Below are 24,088 nucleotides of genomic sequence, written 5' to 3'. Positions count from 1 at the left end.
CGGCGGCGGCCCCGCGCCCGGCGCTTCGCGGGGCGCTGCCTCGTTTGGACCAGCATTCCTGCCTCTTTTTTCCGGTCCCGCCCGGATTTTTTGAACAAAAAGCCTTTGCCCTGCGTCTAATCAACCGCGTACCATCCCCATGTTCCGGGTATGCGAGAAGCACAATTCAAGCGAGGAGCGAAACGATGAATAGGCCCATTGGCCTCAGAGTGTGGCTGGGATTTGCATTGCTGGCGCTGGTTCTGCCCGCCGGCGTGTTGGCGCAGGAGAAAGAGACGAAGGAAGCGAAGCCCGCCGAGACACCGGCCGCCGCCGCTAGCGCCGCCCCCAAAGAAGAATCCTCGGTCACCGAGCACTCCATCAAGATCGCCGGCCAGACCATCCCCTACAAAGCCACGGCACAAACGATCCTCCTGAAGGACGACAAGGGCGAACCCACGGCCCTGCTCTATTCCACCGCTTACACCCGCAGCGACGTCAAGGACCTCAGCCAGCGCCCGGTGGTTTTTCTCTACAACGGCGGGCCGGGCTCCTCCTCCATCTGGCTGCACATGGGCTCGGTGGGGCCGCGCCGCGTGCTCACCACCAACGCGGAAATGACCCCGCCCGCGCCCTACAAGCTCACTGACAACCCCGACTGCCTCCTGGACAAGGCCGACCTGGTGTTCATCGATCCCATCGGCACGGGCTTCAGCCACGCCGTCGGCAAGTCCCAGGACAAGGACTTCTGGGGCGTGGATCAGGACGTCAAGTCCATCGCTCAGTTCATCACCACCTATGTGAGCCGCAACAACCGCTGGAACTCCCCCAAATTCCTGATGGGCGAGAGCTACGGCACGTTCCGCTCCGCAGCCCTGGCGGCCTACATGCAAGAGCACGACAACCTCTTCCTCAACGGCATCGTGCTGGTCTCCAACGTCCTCGACCTGGGCTCCATCTCCTTCTCTGCCGGTCAGGACATGCCCTACATTTTCTACCTCCCCAGCTACGCCGCCACCGCCTGGTATCACAAGATGCTCAAGGACCGCCCGGAGAACCTCCAGCCGTTTCTGGAGGAAGCGCGGCGCTTCGCCCAGGGCCCCTATTTGGCCGCCCTGCTGCAGGGCTCCCGCCTCAGCGCCGCCGAAAAAGCGGACACCGCCAAAAAGCTCGCGCGCTTCACGGGCTTGAGCGAGGAATACATCACGCAAGCCAATCTCCGCGTCAACCTCTTCCAGTTCATGAAGGAGTTGCAGCGCAGCCGCGGCCTCACCACCGGACGCCTGGATGCCCGCTTCTCCGGGCCCAGCTACGACCAGCTCGGGGAGTTTGCCGAATATGACCCGCTGGAGCCCGCCATCGGCGGGGCGTTCGTTGCCGTCTTCAACTCCTACGTCCGCGAGGAGCTGAAATTCGGCCAGGACAAGACCTACAAGCCCGCCGCTGAGGGCGCCGGGCGCGCCTGGGACTGGAAACACCAGAGCGGCGAGAACTTCGGCTTCCCCGGCGCTCCCAACGTCGAAGGCGACCTTGTTCAGGCCATGATCACCAATCCCCGCCTCAAGATCGAGGTGGAAAACGGCATCTACGACCTGGCCACGCCCTTCTACGGCACTGAATACACCATGGACCACCTGGGCCTTTCGGACAAACTGCGCAGCAATATCCATCTGCAGTACTACCAGGCGGGCCACATGATGTACCTTCGCGACGAGGACCTGGCTCAGCTGAAGAAGAACGTGGCCAGCTTCATCGATAGCGCCACGAAACCCTGAGCACAGAATTCACGCCCGGCCCCGGCAAACCCGGGGCCGGACAACAACGCGGGCCGCAGCACCACGCTGCGGCCCGTTTTTTTTCCCGCCAGGGCCTTCCCGGACTCCCGGGGAAAGCCTCGGGACTATGGACTCTCACGGCACACCGGGCTCTCGCCGGAGACCTTGCCCGGGGTGGCTTCCGGTAAGCTGGCATTCCCTTCCCGGAACGGGCGCGAGCCCGCCTGGACCGGTTTGCCGAAAGCATGACTTTATGTTGACCGCTTTGCGGTCACCCAGAACAACGACCCTGCAAAACAGGTGTCGCCGAGGACCCGATGAGCACGCCACCACAGCCGCCCCCGCAAGCACCCGCCATCCCTCTGCCCCAGTTGGTGGGGGCTATGCTCAAGGCCCGCGATCACGTCAGCGACCTCATCTTTTCCCCGGGCCGCGCCCCGCAGGTGGAATCCAGCGGCGAGCTCGTGGAGCTCAAATTCAAAGGCCTGGAATGTCTGACCCCGCAGATGACCGAGCAGATCGCCAGGGACCTCATTGGCGGCGTCGAGCATCCCGCCCGCAAACTCGAGCAGGAAGGCTCCGCGGACCTGTCCTACGCGGTCTCGGGACTCGCGCGCTTCCGCGTCAACATTTTCCGCCAGCGCGGCACCTGCGCCATCGTCATGCGCGTCATCCCCAACAATATCCCCACCTTCGAGGAGCTTAACCTGCCCCCGCAGATCGCCGAAGTCGCCGAGCTGCGCAACGGCATCGCCCTGGTCACCGGACCCACAGGCTCCGGCAAGTCCTCCACCCTGGCGGCCATCATGGACGTCATGAACACCACCCGCGCCATCCACATCCTGACCATCGAAGACCCCATCGAATTTCTGCACCGCCACAAAAAAGGCACGGTGCACCAGCGCGAGCTGCACAGCGACACACCCACCTTCGCCTTGGCTCTGCGCGCCGCCCTGCGCCAGGCCCCCAAAGTCATCCTCGTCGGGGAGATGCGCGACCGCGAAACCATCGAGATCGCCCTGGAAGCCGCGGAAACCGGTCACTTGGTCCTCTCCACCCTGCACACCACCGACGCCGCCAAGACCGTCGAACGCATCATCGGCTCCTTTCCCCTCAGCGAACAGCAGGGCATCCGCGCCCGCTTTTCCAAATCCTTCCGCTACATCATTTCCCAGCGTCTGCTGCCCCGCAAAGAAACTAGAGGGCGCATAGCGGCCCTGGAAATTCTCAAGTCCACCATGCGCACCCGCGAATATGTGGAAAAGGGCGAGAACGAAGGCAAATCCCTGCTCGACGCCATGCGCGACGGCACTAACGACGGCATGCAGCACTTCGACGGCGAGCTCGAGCGCTTCGTCCGCGAGGGCCTCATCGAGTACGAGACCGCGCTCCTCTACGCCACCAATGCCGGCAACCTCAAGCTGGCCCTCTCCGACATTCCCGAGGACCGCAAGCAGCTTAAAAACGCCAAGCCCTCCGCAGGCAAACTGACCGAGGTCGAGATCGAGCGCTAACGCTCCCGGGCTCTCCCGCCTGTGCCCGCAAAGCAAGCCGCAACTTTCCGCCCGTCCTCAGCGCTCCCCCGAGCGCTCGTAATCCCCGATATACGTGCCGCGGCTGATCCCCAGCATGCTCAGAAAAAACGACGAAAAGACGATCTGCACTCCCAGAAACAGCCACATCGACCAGAACAGCACCTGCCGCACCTGCTGCAGCGGCCCGAAGCCGCTGGCCGCCCATTGCCATACCACGTAGCCGCTGCCCGCCAGGCCCGCCAAAAACAGCAGGCCCCCGAAAAGCAACCCGTGCTCCAGCGTCACCCGCCGCAGCACGCGCTTCAGCGAAATCTGCCGGCGGTCGAAGCGCTCCGCGTAACTGAACACCTTGGCAAAGAAACCCACGGAAATGATCTGCGCGCCGAGCAGCGTGAAGATCACCCCGAAAATCATGGTGTGGATGTCCAGGACGACACTGGGCCGGATTCTGCGCGGCCCCGGAAGCAGCCAGAACGTCAGAAACAGCCCAAAAACCATGAGCATTCCTCCGGGCAGAAGGAACAGCCAGTTGGGCGCGTACAGCAGCATGAAGCGCAGATGCCGCCAGCCGTCGCGGAAGCTGCGCAGATGCGGCGGGCGCCCGCGCTTGTCCGGCCAGAGTGTGATGGGAATTTCGGTGATCCGCGCGCCGAGTTGCGCGGCCTTGATCACGAACTCCGAGGCAAACTCCATCCCCGTGCAGCGCAGATCCATGCGCTCGAAGATGGCCCGGGAAAATCCCCGCATCCCGCAGTGGCTGTCTCCGATTCCGGCGTGAAAAAACAGATTGAGCAGCGCGGTAAGAACCGGATTCCCGAAGTACTTGTGATGCCAGGGCATGGCCCCGGGCTTGATTGCCCCGCGGAAGCGGTTGCCCATAACCACGTCGTAGCCCTTGCGCCAGGCCTCCACAAAGCGCGGCGCCTCCGAAAAATCGTAACTGTCGTCGGCGTCGCCCATGACGATGAACGCGCCGCGCGCCGCGCGGATCCCGGCGCGCAACGCCGACCCGTATCCGCGCTCCGGCACCTCCACCACCCGCCCGCCGCAGGCCCGCACGGCTTCCACCGAGCCGTCGCTCGAGCCGTTATCGGCAACCACAACTTCGCCGCGCAGCCCGGCATCCCGGAAGGCTTGCAGCGCCTTCCGCACGCAGATGGCCACTGAGTTGACTTCGTTTAGACAGGGGATGACCACGGAAACTTCGATGCTGTTCTCCGTACCGGGATTGTTTGCCGACACGCCACCCTCCGGCAGTCATTGCACCACGCCTGCCCGGCGAAGGGAATACCCTTCCCGAACTAGGCGGACTTTTCCAGAACCAGCAGAATACGCAGGGCCGCCAGCGAACGCCACAGCGGCAGCGTCGCGCGTTCGCATCTCGCAACCAGCGGATACAGCGATTCCGGCAACAGGTTCCAGCGCTGGAAGCCCAGACTGAGCAAATACGCAAACAGGCAAAAACGCTCCCTCCGCAGGAGCTGGAAGGCCGGCAGCGCGGCCAGCGTTTGCCGCAGATGCCGCGTTCCGAACAGCAGATAAGGTATGGCGGGGTTGCCGTCAAACGCTTTCTTCTCTTGCGCGCCGGCGCCGGGAGTTTTCTCCCACGGGCGCGCCGCAAGATCGCACCCCTCCTGATGCAAATAGCGATACACGAGATAAGAAAACGGGGTGATCCAGGGCTCCACCAGAAGCAAACGCCCCCCGGGAACGAGAATCCGCTGCGCTTCCTCCAGAAACTTCATCGGCTCGGCCAGGTGATGCAGAACATCCAGGCCCAGAATATTGCTGGCGCTGCCGCTCCGGAAAGGCAGATTCTGGGCGTCGGCCACCGCGTCCAGCCAGGGCACCCGCACGATATCGGTGGAGAGGATGTCCGGAAGCAACTCGCGGAGATAGCCGGGGCCTCCCCCGATCTCCAGCGAAATGCCGCCCGGCTTGCGCGCGGCGATCAGACGGGCGAAGAATTCCTCGTTATAAATGCGGCGCAGGACCGCCTTCTCCTGCCAGACGCGGCGATGCTCCGTGAGGATCGTCTGCGCTTGGGCGTCTTGGGCCATGGAACTTAGCGCGTGCCGGCGCTCTGCGCGTCCGGCCGGAATTCCTGGCTCTGCGGGATGGGCGCCTGGCTGTGCGCCCAGGGAGTCTTCTCCGGAAAACGCAGCATGTGCCAGCCGCAGAGGCACGCCCACAGAAATCGCCACACTTCGATGAACGCACGCATTTTGGAAGCCCCGGCGCGCCGCTCCGTATAGTGCACGGGAATTTCCAGGATGCGCAGGCGCAAGCGGGCGGCGCCGAAGAGCAGGTCAAAGTCGCCCCAGCGTTCATTGCCCCCCAGCGGCATGCGCAGGTAGTCGCGCTTGAGAAAGGCCTTGGTCCCGCACAAGGTGTCGCTGACCCGCTGCCGGATGGCCCAGCTCGCCAGATAACAGAAGGCCTTGTTCCCCAGGTAATTGAGCATCTTCATGGCCCGGCCCTGCATGGGATAGATGAGCCGCGTGCCATTGACGAAATCCGCCGTGCCTTGCTGCAACGGCGTCAGGAACTTGGGCAATTCCTCCGGGGTCACCGCCATGTCCGCGTCCAGGATCATCAGCACATCGCCGCGCGCCGCTTCGAAGCCGGCGCGCACCGCGCCGGCTTTGCCCTGATTTTTTTCCAGAATAATCAGGCGCACGCGGGAATCTTCGGCCATCAGCTCCTTCACTTTTTCGGCGGTGTCATCCGTGGAACCGTCGTCGACCACCACGATCTCCGTCCACGCCCCCATGTTGGGGACCCGCCGCACACATTCCGCGATATTCTCCGCCTCGTTGTGGCAGGGTACGACCACCGAACAGGACAGCGCGGGCCGCGCCAGCCGCGGCCGGGCGGCGATGTACTGGATCGACGAGGTGAAGCGCAGCACCGGCAATTCCGGCAGCACGGCGTTCAGCAGCGCCCCCAGAAGAGGGATGCGCTTGGGAACCGGCAGCGTCAGCCCTTCCTCCACAATGTCGTAACCCTGCAGATTCAGCACGCTGCAGATATCCTTGTTGGTGATGAAATTGCGCGGCGAATCGGGAATGCGCAGGCGCAGTTTGCTCGCCAGACGCAACAGCGGTGCCCACAGCGGGTTGTTGGTGGTGATCACCAGCAGCGTCTGTTCGCTGACCAGCGCCTTCAAGTCTTCCAACATGTCCCAGACATCGTAGACATAGTCCAGCATGTTGGTCATCACCACGTATTGCGGCTGGAACTCCCGTGGCAATTTTGCGGAGTCCACTTCCACGGTGTAAAACTCCAATTGCGGATACTTCTCGCGGGCCCGATCGGTAAAGGCTGGCGCCACATTCAGGCCGATGCCGCAGCCGGGCCGCAGGGAAACCAGCATTTCGCCCGTCTCGCTCCCCAGTTCCAGCACCTGCGCCCCCGGCGGCACCATCCCCCCGACCAGGTGGCGCATGGCGCGGTGGTAAAAATAGTTCTTCTTCTGCCACTGCTCCCACCGCGGCGCTAGACGCTCAAAATATTCTCGGGTGCTTGCTTTGCTCAAGAAATCTCCTCGGTCACCTGCGGCGGCCGTCCTCCCGGCTGGCCTTCGCTCCAACGGCCAGCAGCGAATTCCCCAAAGGAATGGCCAGCCCGCGCAGAACTCTCTCTTCGGCGCGCGTAAAACAGTACAGCCAGCGATTCAGCCACCGCGGGGGCAGCCTCGGAATTCCCGGCGCGGAGGGAAAGAGGCTTTCCTTCAGGCGCACGGCCAGCTTCACGGGAAACATCCAGAAGAAAAAATAACGGCACTCCAGAATCTGCAGCCCTGCCGCGCCCGCGACCCGCCGGAAGCTCGCCTTAGTGTAGCGCGTACGGTGCTGATTGAGCCGGTCGTGATTGGTCCACAGCAGCCGGAATGCCGGAACGGTGATCAGCACCAGCCCCCCCGGCTCCAGCAGCTCGAGCGCATGGCGCAGCGCCTCTTCCGGAGCGTCAAGGTGCTCGAGCACGTCGAGCATGAGAATCAGCGAATAGCTGCGGCCGGGCTGAAACGTGGAATCAAATGGCGCCACGCGGATGCGCTCGCGATGCGGCCCCCGCGGATCCACCAGGTCGCCGGCGGGTTCGATGCCCTCCACCTCCCCAAACTCGCTCAGGCGATCGAAGAACAGTCCGTCCCCGCAGCCCACGTCCAGGATGCGGTGCCCGGAAGCGGGCCGCAGGCGCCGCCGCAGCGCCTCCACGATCACCTCTTCGCGGGCGCGCCACCACCAGTGCCGGGTATACAGTTCGCGGTACTTTCTGCCGTAGTCTGGATCCAAGCCGAATCTCGCTCTGCCGGGCTGTCCCTCAGCGGGGATGCTCGTGCGGCGGAGACAGCATGCGCTGCCGCTCCGCAGCCTCCGCGGCGCCGCGCGGTGTGGAGACCCCGCCGAGGACTCGCTCCACGATGTAAATCGGGCGCCCCTTGGATTCTTCGTAGATGCGGCCCACGTACTCCCCGATCACCCCGAGAAAAAACAGTATCACACCGGACAGGAACGTCATCAGAAAGATCAGCGCGGTAAAGCCCTGCGGAGAGCGGTGCAGAACGGCCTTCGCCAATAGCGCGTAAAACGCAAAGAGGAAAGATATGACGATCGCCGTCGCGCCGAGCAGCGCGGCCGCGCGGATGGGCACAATGGAGAAGGCGAAGATGCCGTCGGAAGCCAGCCGCAGAAGCCGCAAGAGATTGTATTTGCTCTTTCCGGAATGGCGCTCGGAACGCTCCACGGGCACCCCGGTCTGCCGGAAGCCGGCCCAGCTGCGCATGCCCCGCAGGTAGCGATGATGCTCCGGCATGCGCCGCAGCTGCTCCACCACGCGCCGCGACATCAGTCCGAAATCCCCGGCGTCCAGCGGCAAGCGGATGTCCGAAAGCTTGGCCATCATCCGGTAAAAGAGGAAGTAGCAGAGGCGCAGCGGCCACACCTCCTTGCGCCCGGTGCGCTGCGCATAGACCACGTCGTAGCCTTCCTGGAAGCGCTGCACCAGTTGCGGAATGACTTCCGGAACATCCTGCAGGTCTCCGTCCATCACCACCGTGGCGTCTCCCGTCACGTGATCGAGCGCCGCCGTCAGCGCGGCCTGATGACCGAAGTTCCGCGAGAGCGACACGACCACGATGCGCGCGTCTTTCCCCGCCGCTTCTTCCAGAATTCCCAGCGTGCCATCCATGCTTCCGTCGTCTACGAAGAGCAGCTCGTGCGGCCCGCCGCTTAATTTGTCGAGCACCTCCAGCGTGCGCCGCAGCAGCTCCGGCAGCACGCTCTCTTCATTGTGAATGGGGATGGCGACGGAAAGACGAAATCCGGCATTCATGGCTTGGCCTTTCCCTTGCAATAAACCATGTTCCAGAGCCCGATGCCCAGCGCCCTGAGCGCATAGGGCTCGAAAACGGCAATGTCCAGGTGCGCCTCGAACAGCTCCCGCCATTCGGCCAGCGGCCGCGCGTACTTGCCGCGGTCGCAATTGGCGAGGAGTTGCGCAATCGAACGGTCGCCCGGTGCCACCAGTTCGAGAATGTGCATGTGCCCGTCCGGGGACAGCCAGGAGCGCAGACGCTCCAGAATCCTGTGCGCGGAAGGCGTATCGATGTGGTGCAGAAAGCTGTTGATCAGGATGAAGTCGAACTCCCCGCCGGCGGCGTCTTCGTACGTCGTCACGTCGGCCACCACGTAGCGGCGGTTGTGTTTGCGGCGCGCGTGTTCGATGTACCCAGGATTGATGTCCATGCCCAGGTAATCGGCGTGCCCGAACAGGTGCGTGTTGGTACCCGGGCCGCAGCCCACATCCAGCACGCGCCGCGCCTGCCGGATATCGTTGTGCGCCAGCACAGGCGCCAGTTTTTCCGCCGCGAAGGGCGCCTGCCACAGGCTGTACACCGCAGTCTGTTCCAGCAGATAGTTCAGCAGGCTCATGGCCGCCAGCCTATCTCGAACCAGCCGCTCCGCTGCACCGAAAGGAAATGCGCCGGGGCGGTATTCCCCGTGGTCTTTCCCAAGGCAGTTTTGGTTTCCAACGCCACAGCCTCCGGAACCTATTGCACCACGCCTGCACGGCGAAGGGAATACGCCTGATGTTTTTCTCTGTTCAGCGTATGCCTCGGGGCGCGCGCTGCCGCCTTCGCAGGGCTTCGGGTTTTCGGGGAGGAAACTCCCGTCCGTTCGGAGATGGACAAGCGCTGTGCTTCAACGGAAAAATAGGACACCGCATCGGCAAGCTACGCCGCGCGCGCGAGACGCTCCACGCCCCGCCGTGCAAGGAGAGGCAGAGTGCCGCACTGGGACTGGCTGATCATGGCGGTCGTGCTGGCCTTCGGCTGGCTTGCGCCGCACCTCGGAGAACGCTGGTTCCACGCGCTGGAAACTTTCTTTTCGCGAATCGCCGCGCGCCGCACGGCTGCGGTTGCGCTGATCTTCTTCTCCACCATTGCTCTGCGCCTCGCGCTCCTCCCGCTGATGCCCGTCCCCGCACCCGGCATTGCCGATGAATTCAGCTACCTGTTGATGGGCGATACCTTCGCCCACGGACGGCTCGCCAACCCCACTCCTCCCCTGTGGGTCAGCTTCGAATCCTTTCACATCAACATGTTTCCCACCTATTCCTCGATGTACCCGCCCGCCCAGGGTTTCGTGCTCATGCTGGGCCAGCTTCTGGGCCACCCGTGGATCGGCGTTTTGTTGAGCGTCGCCGCCATGTGCGCGGCCCTCGTGTGGATGCTCCAGGCCTGGATTCCTGCGCGCTGGGCCTTTCTCGGGGGCGTCATCGCCGTCCTCAAGTTCGGACTCATCAGCTACTGGATGAACAGCTACTGGGGCGGCGCTGTGGCCGCGGCCGGAGGCGCGCTGGTCCTCGGGGCGCTGGCACGCATCTTGCGGCGGCCGCGGCCGCGGACGCGCGACGCCCTGCTGCTCGGTCTGGGCGTGGCCATTCTGGCCAATAGCCGGCCCTATGAGGGTCTCGTGTTTTGTGTGCCCGCAGCGGGAGCCTTTCTCCTTTGGCTCAATCGCCGCTCTTCCCTCCCCTGGGACGTGAAGCTCCGCCGCATTGTGTTGCCGCTGGCCGCCTGCCTGGCGCTCACCGGCGCCTTCATCGCTTACTACAACTGGCGCCTGACCGGCGATGCCTTGCTGATGCCCCACGTGTTGAACAACCGCACCTATCGTTCCACCGGGGAGTTCATCTGGGATCAGACGAAACCTCCCCTGCACTACCGCAATCATCAGTTTGAAGTCGCCTACAACCTGTTCTTTCGCAACTATTATCAGGGCACCTGGAATGATCTGAAGCGCATCACCGCCAACAAGATCAAGCTCTACAACGAGGTCTTTCTTTGGCTCGGCGCGGTTCCCCTTCTTTGCTGTCTGCCGCTCACCTTCGGAGACCGCCACAAACGCCTGCTCCTCGTGGAACTTGCTGTTTCTATCCTGGCATTCTTTCCCGTCGTCTGGTTTTACCCCCACTATCAGGCTCCCGCGCTTTGCGTCCTCTACGCCCTGCTGCTCCAGACCCTGCGGCACATCCGCACCTTCTCCTTCCACGGCCGGCCGGTAGGCCGGGGGCTTTCCCGCGCCGTATTCCTGCTTCTGCTCCTTAGCCTGGCCATATCCTTCTCCGGCCGAATCCAGAATGTTTCCTACGGATTCTGGAACAACGACACGGGCATTTTGGAACGGGCTCGCATCGCCGGGATATTGAACCACACACCCGGCAAGCATCTGGTCCTGGTCCGTTACGGCCGGGTCCACTATGTTCATTCGGAATGGGTCTACAACGCCGCCGACATTGACGGCTCCAAAGTGGTCTGGGCGCGGGAAATGGACCCACAGCAGAACCAGAAGCTGCTGGCGTACTTCCATGACCGCAGAGTCTGGCTCGTGCAACCCGAAGAATTGGACCACATGTTGAGCGCCTACACGCCGCCGGAAATGCCGGCGCCGGGAAAACCATGAGGAGCCTCCGCGGCGGACGGCTTCCCTCTTTCCCGCGGCTTGCTTCGCCGCGGGTTTCCGGAAACTGTCCGTCTCGGTAGCGAGGAGAAACATCTTGGAGCATTGGGACTGGTTGATCCTTACGATTTTACTGGCAGGGGCCTGGCTGGCGCCGAACCTGGGCCAGCGCTGGTTCCGCCCCATCGAAGCGGCCTTCTCGCGGCTGGCGGCGCGGCGCACGTTCGTGGTCGTGCTGATCTTTTTTGCGGCTATCGTGCTGCGGCTGTCGCTCCTGCCGGTGATCCCCGTGCCGGTCCCGGGCATCCACGACGAATTCGCCTATCTGTTGCAGGCCGACACCTTCGCCCACGGCCGCCTCGCCAATCCCCCGCATCCCCTGTGGCTGAGTTTTGAAACCTTCCACGTCAATTGGTTCCCCACTTATTCGGGTATGTTTCCGCCGGCGCAAAGTTTTGTGCTGGCTGTCGGCCAGCTCTTGGGCCATCCGTGGATCGGCGTGCTGCTGAGCACGGCGGCGATGCTTGCCGCCATCACCTGGATGCTCCAGGGATGGCTGCCGGCGCGCTGGGCCCTGCTCGGCGGCGTGATCGCGCTCCTCAAGCTGGGGCTCATCAGCTACTGGATGAACAGTTATTGGGGCGGCTCGGTGGCGGCCGGAGCGGGCGCGCTGGTGTTGGGCGCGCTGGTGCGCATCCAGCGCCAGGCGCGGCTGCGCGACGCCATGCTGCTGGGGTTGGGAGTGGCGGTCCTGGCCAACAGCCGCCCGATGGAGGGGCTGATCTTCTCCCTGCCCGCCGCCGTCACTATTCTGTTCTGGCTGTGGAGAAGTTCGCTGGTGCCCCGGCGTGTAAAATTCCAGCGGGTGCTCGCCCCCGTGGCCATTATTCTGGTGCTGACCGGCGCGTTCATCCTGTACTACGACTGGCGGTTGACGGGGAACCCCCTGCTTATGCCGCACCTCTGGAACTGGCGGCGCACGGTCAACACCGCTCTTTTCGTCTGGCAAAAGAATGGTCCGCCCTTCCACTTCCGCAATCGGCAATTGGACTTCTACTACAACGTCTGGGTTCGCGCTCACTATACGCGCTCCTGGGATGCGGCCATCCGCGTCTGGGGAGAAACGATCGACAACTGCTCCGCAACTTTTCTGTGGGCCGGCGCGTTTCCCTTGTGGTTCTGCATCCCGCTGGTCTTTCGCGATCGCCGCATGCGCCTGCTGCTGGCCACGCTGCTGCTCAGCTCCGCGGCGCTTTTCGCGGTGGCCTGGTCCCTGCCGCACTATGCGGCCCCGGCGGTCTGTGTCCTGTATGCCGTGCTGCTGCAGAGCCTGCGGCACTTGCGCACCATGCGCTTCGCGGGGCGCCGGGTCGGCATCGGTCTTTCGCGCCTGATCATCCTGCTCCTGCTGTTCACCGTGGGCTTGGGCTTCTACCACCGCATGGAATATCCCTACGCCTGGAACTGGAACGGCAACATGGGCAATTGGCGGCGCGCTGCCGTTTCTGCAATGCTCCAGCGCATGCCGGGAAAACAACTTGCCGTGGTGCGCTACGGAAGGCTTCACAATATTCACGAGGAATGGGTCTATAACGGCGCGGACATCGACGGTTCAAAAGTGGTCTGGGCCCGCGAACTGGACGACCGGCAAAATCAGAAGCTGCTTGCCTATTTCCATGACCGTCAGGCCTGGCTCGTGCAGCCCGAAGACGCTCCCGGCAAGCTCACTCCATACACCCCGGCCCAGGCAACGGCCGCCGCCGCCCCGAAACCTTGAATCGCCTCCCCAGCCAGGGCCGTTTTCCCAGCCGCCCTGCTCCCCAAAGACCCGCCGCGCTCTCCGCAACGGGAGAGTAAGGAGTTTGACACCTGCACAGATGCTTCCCCTCCTTCCTTTGCGGGGTGGGATACACTGTCCCTGACGTGGCCACGGCAAAATGCCAATCTCAAGCGGTTTACTCCTTCATGGCCAACAGCCCTTATCAGCTGAAGAGCGACCCCTATTCCAGCCACTCCGTCATTCTCTCCTATCTGGGTGCGGGCCAGGGGCGGCGGGTGCTCGACGTGGGCGCAGCTCACGGCTATTTGGCGGAATTGCTCACCGCCCGCGGCTTTGAAGTCACCGCCCTCGAGGGGGATCCTTCCCTGGCCGCGATCGCCAGAACCAAGTGCGCTGCCCTGCATTTGGCGGACCTCGACGCGCCCCTGCCGCAACTGGACGGTCTGTTTGATGTGATTATTTATGGGGATGTTCTCGAACACTTGAAAGATCCCCTGCGCGTCCTGCGGACCCTGAACGAACATCTCGCGAGCGGCGGCATCGCCATCGTCTCCGTTCCCAATGTCGCCCACCTCTGGATTCGTCTGCAGCTGCTTTGGGGCAAGTTCGACTATGCGGATCGCGGGATTCTGGACCGCACCCACCTGCGATTTTTTACCCTGGCCTCCTTTCGCCAATTTCTTCTCGACGCCGGACTCCGCATTGTCCGGCTGCTGCCCACTCCCGTGCCGCTCCCCCTGGTGGTTCCCGAGCGCTTCCAGGGCCGCATCTTCCGTGCCCTGCATGCCCTGAACGCCGCCGCAGCGCGAGCCTGCAAATCTCTTCTCGCCTATCAATTCGTGGCTGTGGCGCAAAAAAGGGAGGCTCGATGATTCCCAAAGTCGTCGTCGTGATGCCCGCCTACAACGCCGGCCGCACCCTGCGCATGACCTACGAGAAGCTGCCCAAAGAGGCGGTCCACCTGGTCATTCTGGTGGACGATGGGTCCACCGACGCCACCCTGGAGATTGCGCGCCAGTTGAATTTGCAGATCTTCGTGCACGACCGCAACTACGGTTACGGGGCCAACCAGAAAACCTGCTACACCGAAGCGCTGAAGGCCGGCGCGGAAGTGGTGGTCATGGTTCACCCCGACTATCAATATGACCCCACGCTGGTGCCGCAGATCATCGCACCCATCCTCCAGGGGGAAGCCGATCTCGTTCTGGGCTCCCGCCTCAAACAGGGCTCTGCGATTCGCCAGGGAATGCCCTGGTGGAAATACGTGTCCAACCGCTTCTTGACGGCTCTCGAAAACATGGCCTTCCGCCTGCATCACAGCGAATATCACACCGGATACCGGGCTTTTCGCCGCGAGGTCCTGGAAACCGTCAATTTCGCCATGAACTCGGATGGTTTCGTCTTCGATCAGGAGATCATCGCCCAGGCCGTATTGGCTCGTTTTCGGCTGGCGGAGATAGCCGTTCCCGTGCGCTACTTCGCCGAAGCGTCGTCCGCAAGCTTCTTTCAGAGCGCGGTGTATGGCCTCAAGATTCTCGTGCTGCTGGGCCGCTACTCGCTCCACCGTTTCGGAATCCTTCGCAGCAGGCAATTCCAGAGTCTCCGCGCGCGCTACGCTTCCCTTCCCAAGGAATCCGCGCCCACCCATATCCGCCAAACCTAGCGTTCCGCTCCGGAAGTACGGAGCGCCGGTTTTGTTGGAATCGCGGGGCTCTCCCGTGCACAATGGAGCATTTCGGAAGCACCGGGAGGCGGAAAGCCGCCGTTGGCATTGAGCCGCGGTGACTCGACTCCCCGGGCCCGAAAGGAGAGTCCCATTGGACAGCTTGTCCTGGCTGGTCCTGGCGGCGTTGCTGGTCTTCGCAGGGCTCGTGCCGCGGATCGGTGACCGCTGGTTTCGGTTCATCGAAACTTGCTTTTCCAGGATGGCCGCCCGGCGAACGGCCGCGGTCGCCCTGATCTTTTTTGCGGCTGTCGTGTTGCGGCTGTCGCTTCTGCCCGTGATTCCTGTGCCGGTCCCGGGCAACCACGACGAATTTGCCTATCTGTTGCAGGCCGACACCTTCGTTCACGGCCGCCTCGCCAATCCCCCGCATCCCCTGTGGCTGAGTTTCGAAACCTTCCACGTCAATTGGTTCCCCACCTATTCGGGCATGTTTCCGCCGGCGCAGAGTTTCGCGCTGGCCGCCGGCCAGCTTTTGGGACATCCCTGGATCGGGGTGCTCCTCAGCGTGGCCGCCATGTGCGCTGCGATCACCTGGATGCTGCAGGCCTGGCTGCCGGCGCGCTGGGCATTGCTCGGCGGCGTGATCGCCGTCCTCAAGCTGGGGCTCATCAGCTACTGGGTGAACAGCTACTGGGGCGGCGCGGTGGCCGCGGCCGGGGGCGCGCTGGTCCTGGGGGCGCTGCCGCGGATCCTCCGCAAACATTTGCTGCGCGACGCCTTGCTGCTCGGTTTGGGAGTCGCGATCCTGGCCAACAGCCGGCCGCTCGAAGGGCTGATCCTGTGCCTGCCGGCCGCGGCTGTTCTCTTGTTCTGGCTGGGAGGCCGCTCCTCGCCACCCCTGCGCGTGACCTTCCGCCGGGTCGTCGCGCCGCTGGCGCTGCTGCTCGTTCTCCTGGCGGGGTTCATCGCCTATTACAACTGGAGACTGACGGGAAATGCCCTGCTGATGCCCCACGTGCTGAACACACGCACCTATCACACCACCGGCCTTTTCCTCTGGCAGCCGCGGAACCCCCCGCTGCATTACCACAATCCCCAGATGGAGTACTTCTACAACATCTGGGCCCGCGGCCAGTACTCCAGAACGTGGGATGGCGTAATCTCCGTCTCCCGGGAAAAACTGGAAAATTACGCGGAGGTATATTTTTGGCCCGGCGCGTTCCCCCTGCTTTTCTGCCTGCCCCTCCTGTTCCGCGACCGCCGCATGCGCCTGCTGCTCGTGACCTTTCTGCTCAGTGCCCTGGGGCTCTTCGCCGTGGTCTGGTCCCTGCCGCACTATTCGGCCCCGCTGGCCTGCGTGCTCTATGCCCTGCTGCTCCAGTGCTTGCGGCACTTGCGCACCATGCGCTTCGCGGGGCGTCGGGCCGGCCTGGGCCTTTCGCGCCTGATCATCCTGCTCCTGCTGTTCACCGTGGGCTCGGGCCTTTATCAGCGCATCGCGGATCCCTACGCCTGGGACTGGAACGGCAACATGGGCAATTGGCGCCGCGCTCGCGTTTCCGCAAAGCTCCAGCGCCTGCCGGGAAAACAACTCGTTCTGGTGCGCTACGGAAAGCTGCACAATATTCACGAGGAATGGGTCTATAACGCCGCGGACATCGACGCCTCGAAAGTGGTCTGGGCCCGCGATATGGGGCCGGAGCAGAACCGCAAACTACTCGAGTATTTCCGCGACCGCCAGGTCTGGCTCGTTCAGCCCGAAGTCGATCCCGAGGGCATCACTCCCTTCGCGAGACCTTCCGCGTCTTCTCCCCCGCTCGGGCGCCCTTGAGGAGCTCCCCCCGCCGCCGCGCTTTCCGGTTTGCAATTTCTTTCCCGGCGGTTATGATGGCCGCTCTTTCGAGCCGCCCGTGAGCAGAAACTCTTGACCACCGAATCCGGCGCACGCGCCTCCTCCCCGCCATCCCGCGGCCGCCTGCTGCAAATTTTGGGTGTGGGCTTCGGCGTCGCCGTCGCCGTCGGCAATGCCATCGCCGCGGGCATCGTGCGCACCCCGGGCGACATCGCCACTATTCTTCCGAATGTCTGGCTCTTCCTGGGCGTCTGGGTGGGCGGGGCGGTCTACGCGCTGCTCGGCGCGGCGCAGCTCGCGGAGCTGGGCGCCGCCGTCCCGCGCAGCGGCGGCCAGTACAATTATTCGCGGCGCGCCCTGGGCGAATACGCCGGCTTCATCGTCGGCTGGAGCGACTGGCTCTCCACCTGCGGCACCAATGCCGCCGTGGGCCTGGTCATCGGCGAGTATTCCGGCGACCTCTTCCCGGTCTTGCACCGCTACGACCAGGCCGCCAGAGCCGCCATCGGCCGCTCTTTCGGGCACTTCCCCACCGAACATATTTACGATAAAGTTATAGCCGTATTCGTAATTATACTCTTTGCCCTGCTGCAGTACCGCAGCCTGCGCCTCGGCAGCCTCATTCAGAATGTCAGCTCCCTGCTCAAGGCCCTGGCGTTCCTGGCCGTGGTCGCCGCCTGTTTCGTCATGGGCCATGGCGGGTGGTCCACCGGGCATGCCATCATCCAGCCCGTGGGCTGGAAGCTCTTCCTCGGCTTCGTGCTGGGGCTGCAGGCGACCATCTACACTTTCGACGGCTGGGACGGCGTCATCTATTTCGGCGCCGAGGTGCGCGACCCGGGCCGCGATGTTCCCCGCGCGATCTACGGGAGCGTGGTGTCGCTGCTGGGGATCTACCTGCTGCTGAATGCCGCGGTGGTTTTCGTCCTGCCGATGAGCGAGATTGCGGGGAACAATTTCGCGCTGGGCGCGGCGGCGCAGCGCGTCTTCGGCCCCCACGGGGATACCATCATCCGCGCGATCATGGTCTTCTCGCTGCTCAGCAGCCTCAATGCGCTGCACCTGATGGGCACGCGCATCATCCATGCCATGAGCAGCGACGGTCTCTTCTTCCGCCCGGTCGCCAACGTGAACAAAGGCGGAACGCCCACGCTGGCGCTGGCGCTGAGCGCAGCCGTCGGCGTGATCTTCGCGGTCTTCAGTTTCCAGCGGGTGATTGCGATGCTGGCGTTTTTCTTCGTCACCAATTACACGCTGTCGTTCGTTTCCCTGTTCGTGCTGCGGAGGCGCGAGCCGGAGATGAAGCGGCCATACCGCGCCTGGGGCTATCCGTGGACGACGGGCGCGGCGCTCGCGGGGTCGGTGCTGTTTCTGCTGGGAGTCCTCAAGGAAGACATGGACAACAGCAGGCTGACACTGCTGGCGCTGGCGGCGAGTTATCCGGTGTTTCGCGCGCTGAAGTGGGCGGCGCAGCGCGCTGCCCGGAACGCAGCCTAATTCAACGCTTATCGAATCGCTGCACGCTCCTCAGATTTTCTCGGCGACGGCTTTGGCCTGCAGGAAGAGCATGACGTAGTCTTTCCCGCCAGTCTTGGAATCGGTGCCGGACATGTTGAAGCCGCCGAAGGGGTGCGCGCCGACCATGGCGCCGGTGCACTTGCGGTTGAGGTAGAGATTGCCGACGTGGAAGACGCCGGCGGCCTTGGCGAGCTTCGCGGGGTTCTTGGAGTAGACCGCGCCGGTGAGGCCGAACTGCGTGCCGTTGGCGATCTCGAGGGCGTGGTCGAAGTCGCGGGCCTTGATGACCGTGAGGACCGGGCCGAAGATCTCTTCCTGAGCGATGCGCGCCGTGGGGGCCACATCGGCGATGATGGTGGGCTGCACGAAGTAGCCGTCGCCGGGAGCGCGCCCGCCGCCAGTGAGCAGCTTCCCTTCCTTCTTGCCGATCTCGATGTAATCGAGGATGGTCTTCATCGCGCCTTTGCTGACCACCGGGCCCATGTAGTTGTTGGGGTCCTCGGCGGGGCCGGTGGTGATCCTGTTGGTGCGCGCGACGAGCTTGACCAAAAAGGCGTCGTAGATCTTTTCGGAAACGATGGCGCGGGAGCAGGCCGAGCACTTCTGGCCGGAATAGCCGAACGTGGCCTGCACGACGCCCTCGACGGCGGATTCCAGATCCGCTTCCTCATCCACGATGGTGGCGTCCTTGCCGCCCATTTCCAGCACGGTGCGCTTGATCCAGACCTGCCCGGGCTGCTTCTTGCTGGCCAGCTCGTGAATGCGCAAGCCGACTTCCATGGAGCCGGTGAAACCGATGTAGCGAATCTTGGGGTGCGAGACCAGGGCATCGCCCATGCTGCCGCCGGGGCCGGTGAGGAATTGCACGGCCTCCCTGGGGACGCCGGCCTCGTGCAGGATTTCCAGGAACTTGGCGGCCACCGCCGGAGAATCGCTGGCGGGCTTGAGCACGATGGTGTTGCCGGTCACCAGACCGGCGACGACCAGGCCGGCCATGATGGCGCAGGGGAAATTCCACGGGGGAATGACGGCGCCAACGCCGAGCGGAATGTATTCCAGGTAGTTCTTTTCGCCCTTCATGGGCACGAGCTTGTGGTGTCCGGCGACGCGGAGCATCTCGCGGCCGTAGAATTCGCAGAAATCGATGGTTTCGGCGGTGTCGGCGTCGGCTTCGATCCAGGATTTGCCCACTTCGTAGCAGACCAGAGCATTCATCTCGAATTTGCGGCTGCGGAGGATTTCGGCGGCGCGAAAGAGGCACTGGACACGCTGCTCGACGGGCACATGCTTCCAGGTTTGAAAATACTTGTTGGCGGCTTCCACGGCCTGGTTGACGTGGTCCACGGTGGCCACCTGGAAGGTGCCGACGACCTGCGCGGGGTGCGAGGGATTGGTGGAGGTGCGCTTTTCGGAGGTGGTGACCGGCTTTCCGGCGATGTACATGGGGTACTCGCGGGTGAATTCGGCGGCGACCTTTTTCAGGGCCGCTTCCATGGCTTTGCGGCTTTCCGGTTTGGAATAGTCGATGAAGGGTTCGTTGGTGAATTCCGGGATGTTGAGTTTTGTTTCGGTGGTGGCCATGGCGGGTTTCCTCCTGATCGAACAAACGGCTAATTGTACTGCGGGGGACGAGCCAGGGACAAGGATGGGGCAGGCGCCTAGGGGAATCGAGCGCCAAAATGGGCGGGATCCGCGTAAACCCCAAGAACGGGCACGATGTATCGTGCCCCTACAAGTTGCAAGCCGGAGGTGGGCGGCGGGGGTCATGAGGGCTGGCCCCGACTGCTGTCCCCGACTGCTGTCCCCGACGGCTGTCCGGGGCGTGGCCGGGGCATGGCTGGGGCATGGCCGGACTGCGGGCCCCGATCTATCGAGGGCGGGCGGGTTGGGCGGGCAACATCCATGACGATGACGGGAGTGGAGGCGTCCTCGGGCGACTGGAGGTCGCATTCCTGCTCGATGGCCGGAAGGGTGCGGAGGAGGAGTTGATTGATGTAGGCGAGGACGGCGGCGCGGCGCGAGGAGATGCGGTTCTGGGCGAGGAGGACCACGAGTTTGGAGAGGAAGTCGTTGATCTGGGCGGCGGACTTGAAGCCGCTGAGCAGGCCGGAGAAGGCAGCGGTGAGGTCGCTGTCGGCGGCATCGGCCTGCTTATTCTGGAGGCCAGCATGTCGAAAGCAGAGACCGGAATGAGGGTTCAGAATGCGCAGGCGGCAGCGGCGGCCTTCGCGAGTGAAATGGCGGCAGCGGGAGTCGTTGGCGGAGCTGGATTTGGAGTGTTCTTTTTTCATTTTGATCCTCGATGACAGGGGCAGGGGGGCACCCCCACCCCCCGTGTGATGGTAAAGAGTGCGGGAGTGCTTGATTGCAAAGGAGTTGTTGCGGGGCCGTGGGCGCAAAGAGTTTGTAAGCTATGGGAAATACAGGAGATAAATGGAAGTAAGGAGGTACAGAGATAATGAGGTAAGGAGGGGAGCGGGCGACCATTTGCGGGTTCGCAGGGGTGAAGTGGAAGCGTCACGGGGCATGGTAGCACGGTATTTATACTTCGTCAATATATTACTGTGTGGTACTAGTTTCGAATGAGTGGGTGATAGTACGTTCGAATGATCTCGGTTCGACGGGCTGGCGTCCATCTGCCGTTGAGATCCTTCGCTTCGCTCAGGATGACTATCCTTGTCGGATAGTCAGTTTCGAATGGTGGGTGATAGTACGTTCGAATGGCGTGTAGCAGAGTGCGGGAAAAGGGCTAGAACAAGTGCAGCGGCCGTTTCCATGCGGCCAAAGCATTGAAAACAGGAGGCCGGGCTAAAGCCCGGCCTCTACAAAATCGAGAGGAAAAAGCCTGGTAGAGGAAGAGAAGAAGGTCTGGCGCCGGAAAAGAAAAGCATTCGAAGGTAAGGCCGTCTACTCAACTCGCGTGTTTGGACGCAAGCATGTTTTTCACAATGTCTGTTGCGCTTGACAAACCGCGGGCACTGAGCACATATGCGGTGCTCTTGTCTCCCGTCACCTCTGCCGAGAAGTCTTTTAAGTAGGTGGCAAAATTGGCCGAGTCAAAGGCTTTATAGTGTAAACATGCCTCCTTGAGCTGTTCATGGGTGAACCGAGCTGCACCACTTCCAAGGTAGGCTGCAATTCCTTTCAAAAGTAGAACCGAATGCATTCTCTCCCTTTTGCTTTTTCCAGGAATCTCTTTAGCAATCAAGTCGATCTCATCACCTCCAAGACTGAAGATCGTAGAAAGCGTTTCAGCCTTCAGACCATTTCGGGTCATCCATTTCCTTGCTACAGGACTGATACCCTCGAGTCCGCCTTCCTCAACCTTCGAACTTTCCGACGATTTCTCGCTGGGTAGTGGTTCAAATGTATCCTCAATGTCCTTCTCCAGTTTTCCAGTACCGGGTGCCGATTTAAGATTCAGTTTGTCCCAGACGTAGCTCAGGACTCGGGCGGCTTCCTCGTGAGTTAGTTTCTCAACTGCTCCGTACACAATTCCAATTGCGGCGATCTCTGGATTCTTTTTTGTCAGTTGTTTTTTGCTGTTCATCTAAGCCCTCCGCCATTTCAATTTGTGGGCCATAAGGCGGCCCATTCTTGTCTGAAAAACTCGCTTGCAAACTCTGCAGCCATAAAGGCGGCGTATTCCTGCCACGAATCTGATTTTTCTGCCGCAAAATCGCATACCGCCTTGAATGATACGACCCGTGGTTTTGGTTCAGGTGACTCGTGGACCGCACGGTACACCCCGTATGTTTCCATCTCTACACCGATCAGTTTTCTCCAGTTCTTTTGAATCTCGAGTATGCGCCCCGCATCGTCAATAACCTGGTCAGCTGCGCCAACAGGACCTAAATGAAGACGATTAGGTTCCGCTGGTCTGGCACCGTGCCATCGACCACGTATTCCTTCGAATACTTGATTTGCATTGCGGTACTTTTGCAGGACACTGCGAAGTCGAGGATTAAGCCCAATTGGATAGGGATCTGGCTGAAATTCCCTAATTCCATTCTGGAGAGCAACTTTTCCAGAGTTGTAGTCAACGCTCGGGTCTGCGACCAGGATGTCGCCGAACTGCTTACCACCAGACCGTGTTCCGGCAGCTATCCCAATCATAGCAACCAGCCGCGGACGAAACTGGAGGACAAGTTGAGTCGTCGCGATTGCAGCTGCGGTGAGCCCCATTGACGTGGAAGTGGTTGCTACTATTCGCAGAGTTGTACCTTCCGCGGTAGTCAAACTACCTTCACGATAGACGTGTGTGTAGCGAGTGTCGCCGACTTCTTTCCAGGCACTTTTGCCACCGAATGCTTTAAGCACTGCTGCGAGCTCCGGAAATTCTAGAGCGCAGATTATGCCGATGTCTGACCTAAAACTTTCGGCGTCCAATGTTCTGGAGAGACTAAGCCCACTTAATGATCGAAGATGTTCGATTCCCTTATCTGTTAGAGTCCATCGCAGACGAGGGCCTTGGTCCGTTGGGCTTGCGTAAGCCGTGTACGCACGGAGACTGGAAGGCACATTATCAGGCGCCTTCGTTCGTAGATGTAAATTAAGTAAGTGGGATATCTCTTTTGCGGTCACTGGAGATCTATGTGCATTCAGAACGAACATTGCTGAGAGGATTACATATTGGTCTGTACGATTCTTGGGCTTAATGGCACTCAGTAATGTCGAGATTTCCATCGTTTGGCAAAGACCCGGTCTTCTTCTTGCGGCCTTGCAAAATTCCCAAGAGCCTGACAACAGACATAACTGTCTTTAAAGGACAGAACCGCTGTTGATCATACCAACTAGACCTGAGGCTGTTTCGTTGGTGGACTCTTTCGCATTTTCAATAGCTCTCGATTACGTTATGAACAAATACGACCATTAGTGGACATGTTATCACAGTTTAGAAGGTGGAGCTGTAATGAAGATTTATGGCGAGCATCCTTTCTGGGCAAAGTCTTTTCAATTGTTCTGATTTGCTGGCCATGAGGTAGACGTGGGAGGTGCGCTCCATGGGGGCGGATTGTGGCACGGAGACGGGAGTTCTTCAGATGCGAAGAGAGGCAAAAACGAAGAGAGATTTCTCACTGCGCAGGCCAACCCTTTCCGGCCGGACCGGAATCTTCGATCGCAGGAGCGAAGGGGAAAGAAAGCGTTGGCCTGCTTCGTTCGAAATGACGGGCGGGTGGGCGAATGGGAGCGGATGGCCGACCCTTGGAGCAGTGAGAGGAATCCGGGTGGCCATCCTTGTTCTGGGTGACCGCAAAGCGGTCAACGCGGGGTTCGCGAGGGTGGGGGTTTTCTCTTCGCTCTTTCTTGGCGAGGAAAACCTGGGGTAGACTATGGGCATGAAGATTCATCTGCGGCCGGAGCTGGAAGAACTGATCAAGCAGGACGTGCAGCGCGGGCCGTACCAATCCGTGGATGAATTCGTGGAGCACGCCGTTTCCCTGCTCCACGAGCAAGAAACCTGGCTGGCCGAGCATAGAACGGAGATCGCGGCAAAAATCGAGCAAGGCTATGCCGCCGCGCAGCGCGGGGAGTTGCTCGATTCCGACCAGGTTCGAGCCACACTGGAGAAGAGGAAACGCGCCTGGCTCGCTGAAAAGCGCCAGGCATGAGCGCCTGCCAATTCACCCCCCAAGCTGCAGAAGATCTATTCGACATTTGGAGTTACATCGCCGAAGATTCCGCTGACGCAGCCGGCCGCGTTGAAGAGGCGATTTATTCCGCCTGCGCGTTTCTGGCCGAGATTCCGCTGGCTGGTCATGCGCGCACGGACTTGACCGCTTTGCCCTTGCGCTTCTGGCTGGTGCAGCCCTACCGGAGTTACTGGATCGTGTACGACCCAGAGACAAAGCCGCTGCAAATCATCCGGATTCTTCACGGGGCCCGAAACATTCCTTCCCTTTTGAAATAGGCCCAAGCTTAACGACCGAGAGAGATTTCGGGCAGCGCATCGTTATTCCAGGTGACCGCAAAGCGGTCAATGTTTTAGGTGACCGCAAAGCGGTCAACGCGGGGT

The 24,088-nt window shown here is 61.8% G+C and carries 20 protein-coding genes; 10 read left to right on the top strand and 10 right to left on the bottom strand.

Annotation, left to right across the window (positions count from 1 at the left end; all coding sequences use genetic code 11):
* The first annotated feature begins 185 nt into the window (after positions 1-185).
* On the top strand, positions 186-1,754 hold the full coding sequence (locus LAN61_06230) for a peptidase S10 (protein ID MBZ5540105.1): 1,569 nt from the start codon (positions 186-188) through the stop codon (positions 1,752-1,754).
* 317 nt (positions 1,755-2,071) lie between these two features.
* On the top strand, positions 2,072-3,268 hold the full coding sequence (locus LAN61_06225; protein ID MBZ5540104.1) for a PilT/PilU family type 4a pilus ATPase: 1,197 nt from the start codon (positions 2,072-2,074) through the stop codon (positions 3,266-3,268).
* A gap of 57 nt (positions 3,269-3,325) precedes the next feature.
* Here the strand turns inward: LAN61_06225 and LAN61_06220 are convergent, their stop codons facing one another.
* Genes LAN61_06220 through LAN61_06195 form a run of 6 tightly spaced genes read right to left on the bottom strand, consistent with a single transcriptional unit; the run spans position 3,326 to position 9,225 of the window.
* Positions 3,326-4,546 (bottom strand): glycosyltransferase family 2 protein, encoded by a 1,221-nt coding sequence (locus LAN61_06220; GenBank protein MBZ5540103.1) that lies wholly within the window; start codon positions 4,544-4,546, stop codon positions 3,326-3,328.
* Positions 4,547-4,590: 44 nt separating this feature from the next.
* Entirely contained in the window at positions 4,591-5,349 is a 759-nt protein-coding gene (locus LAN61_06215; GenBank protein ID MBZ5540102.1) for a class I SAM-dependent methyltransferase, read from the bottom strand.
* A gap of 5 nt (positions 5,350-5,354) precedes the next feature.
* Entirely contained in the window at positions 5,355-6,827 is a 1,473-nt protein-coding gene (locus tag LAN61_06210) for a glycosyltransferase (GenBank protein ID MBZ5540101.1), read from the bottom strand.
* A gap of 13 nt (positions 6,828-6,840) precedes the next feature.
* Entirely contained in the window at positions 6,841-7,587 is a 747-nt protein-coding gene (locus LAN61_06205) for a class I SAM-dependent methyltransferase (GenBank protein MBZ5540100.1), read from the bottom strand.
* Between the two features lie 28 nt (positions 7,588-7,615).
* Positions 7,616-8,626 carry a glycosyltransferase family 2 protein gene (locus LAN61_06200; GenBank protein MBZ5540099.1) on the bottom strand — a complete coding sequence of 337 codons (1,011 nt, stop codon included), beginning with the start codon at positions 8,624-8,626 and terminating at the stop codon, positions 7,616-7,618.
* Complete coding sequence (locus tag LAN61_06195) at positions 8,623-9,225, bottom strand: class I SAM-dependent methyltransferase (protein MBZ5540098.1); 603 nt, start codon at positions 9,223-9,225, stop codon at positions 8,623-8,625. The genes LAN61_06200 and LAN61_06195 overlap by 4 nt, the downstream gene beginning before the upstream one ends.
* Before the next feature lie 354 nt (positions 9,226-9,579).
* Between LAN61_06195 and LAN61_06190 the strand changes: the two genes are divergently transcribed.
* From LAN61_06190 to LAN61_06165, 6 genes are all read left to right on the top strand, one after another.
* Positions 9,580-11,259 carry a hypothetical protein gene (locus LAN61_06190; GenBank protein MBZ5540097.1) on the top strand — a complete coding sequence of 560 codons (1,680 nt, stop codon included), beginning with the start codon at positions 9,580-9,582 and terminating at the stop codon, positions 11,257-11,259.
* Positions 11,260-11,353: 94 nt separating this feature from the next.
* A complete protein-coding gene (locus LAN61_06185) occupies positions 11,354-13,033 on the top strand; it encodes a hypothetical protein (protein MBZ5540096.1) in 1,680 nt (559 codons plus the stop codon).
* A 188-nt stretch (positions 13,034-13,221) separates the two neighbouring features.
* Positions 13,222-13,908: a class I SAM-dependent methyltransferase gene (locus LAN61_06180; GenBank protein MBZ5540095.1), complete on the top strand. Its 687-nt coding sequence runs from the start codon at positions 13,222-13,224 to the stop codon at positions 13,906-13,908.
* Complete coding sequence (locus tag LAN61_06175; GenBank protein MBZ5540094.1) at positions 13,905-14,699, top strand: glycosyltransferase family 2 protein; 795 nt, start codon at positions 13,905-13,907, stop codon at positions 14,697-14,699. Before LAN61_06180 ends, LAN61_06175 begins: the two co-directional genes overlap by 4 nt.
* Positions 14,700-14,853: 154 nt before the next feature.
* On the top strand, positions 14,854-16,533 hold the full coding sequence (locus LAN61_06170) for a hypothetical protein (GenBank protein MBZ5540093.1): 1,680 nt from the start codon (positions 14,854-14,856) through the stop codon (positions 16,531-16,533).
* Positions 16,534-16,626: 93 nt separating this feature from the next.
* Positions 16,627-18,051, top strand: a complete 1,425-nt coding sequence (locus tag LAN61_06165) for an APC family permease (protein ID MBZ5540092.1) — start codon at positions 16,627-16,629, stop codon at positions 18,049-18,051.
* A 30-nt stretch (positions 18,052-18,081) separates the two neighbouring features.
* On the opposite strand, the gene pruA is transcribed toward LAN61_06165, so the two are convergent.
* The 4 genes from pruA to LAN61_06145 all read right to left on the bottom strand — a co-directional run bounded on the left by pruA (position 18,082) and on the right by LAN61_06145 (position 22,461).
* The gene (gene pruA / locus LAN61_06160) at positions 18,082-19,653 is read right to left on the bottom strand and encodes an L-glutamate gamma-semialdehyde dehydrogenase (GenBank protein ID MBZ5540091.1); all 1,572 of its coding nucleotides are present in this window, start codon (positions 19,651-19,653) and stop codon (positions 18,082-18,084) included.
* 182 nt (positions 19,654-19,835) lie between these two features.
* A complete protein-coding gene (locus LAN61_06155; GenBank protein MBZ5540090.1) occupies positions 19,836-20,363 on the bottom strand; it encodes a hypothetical protein in 528 nt (175 codons plus the stop codon).
* A gap of 620 nt (positions 20,364-20,983) precedes the next feature.
* A complete protein-coding gene (locus tag LAN61_06150) occupies positions 20,984-21,622 on the bottom strand; it encodes a hypothetical protein (GenBank protein ID MBZ5540089.1) in 639 nt (212 codons plus the stop codon).
* 17 nt (positions 21,623-21,639) lie between these two features.
* Positions 21,640-22,461 (bottom strand): hypothetical protein, encoded by an 822-nt coding sequence (locus LAN61_06145; GenBank protein MBZ5540088.1) that lies wholly within the window; start codon positions 22,459-22,461, stop codon positions 21,640-21,642.
* A 950-nt stretch (positions 22,462-23,411) separates the two neighbouring features.
* Here LAN61_06145 and LAN61_06140 point away from each other — a divergent pair.
* Positions 23,412-23,684 (top strand): type II toxin-antitoxin system ParD family antitoxin, encoded by a 273-nt coding sequence (locus LAN61_06140; GenBank protein MBZ5540087.1) that lies wholly within the window; start codon positions 23,412-23,414, stop codon positions 23,682-23,684.
* Positions 23,681-23,983, top strand: coding sequence for a type II toxin-antitoxin system RelE/ParE family toxin (locus LAN61_06135; GenBank protein MBZ5540086.1), 303 nt, complete (start codon positions 23,681-23,683; stop codon positions 23,981-23,983). The genes LAN61_06140 and LAN61_06135 overlap by 4 nt, the downstream gene beginning before the upstream one ends.
* Positions 23,984-24,088: the final 105 nt, after the last annotated feature.

Source organism: Terriglobia bacterium (genome assembly GCA_020072785.1).
Classification (GTDB): Bacteria; Acidobacteriota; Terriglobia; order Acidiferrales; family UBA7541; genus Acidiferrum.
Note: the sequence above shows the minus strand (reverse complement) of the source record. Positions and strands in the feature narration are given on the sequence as shown.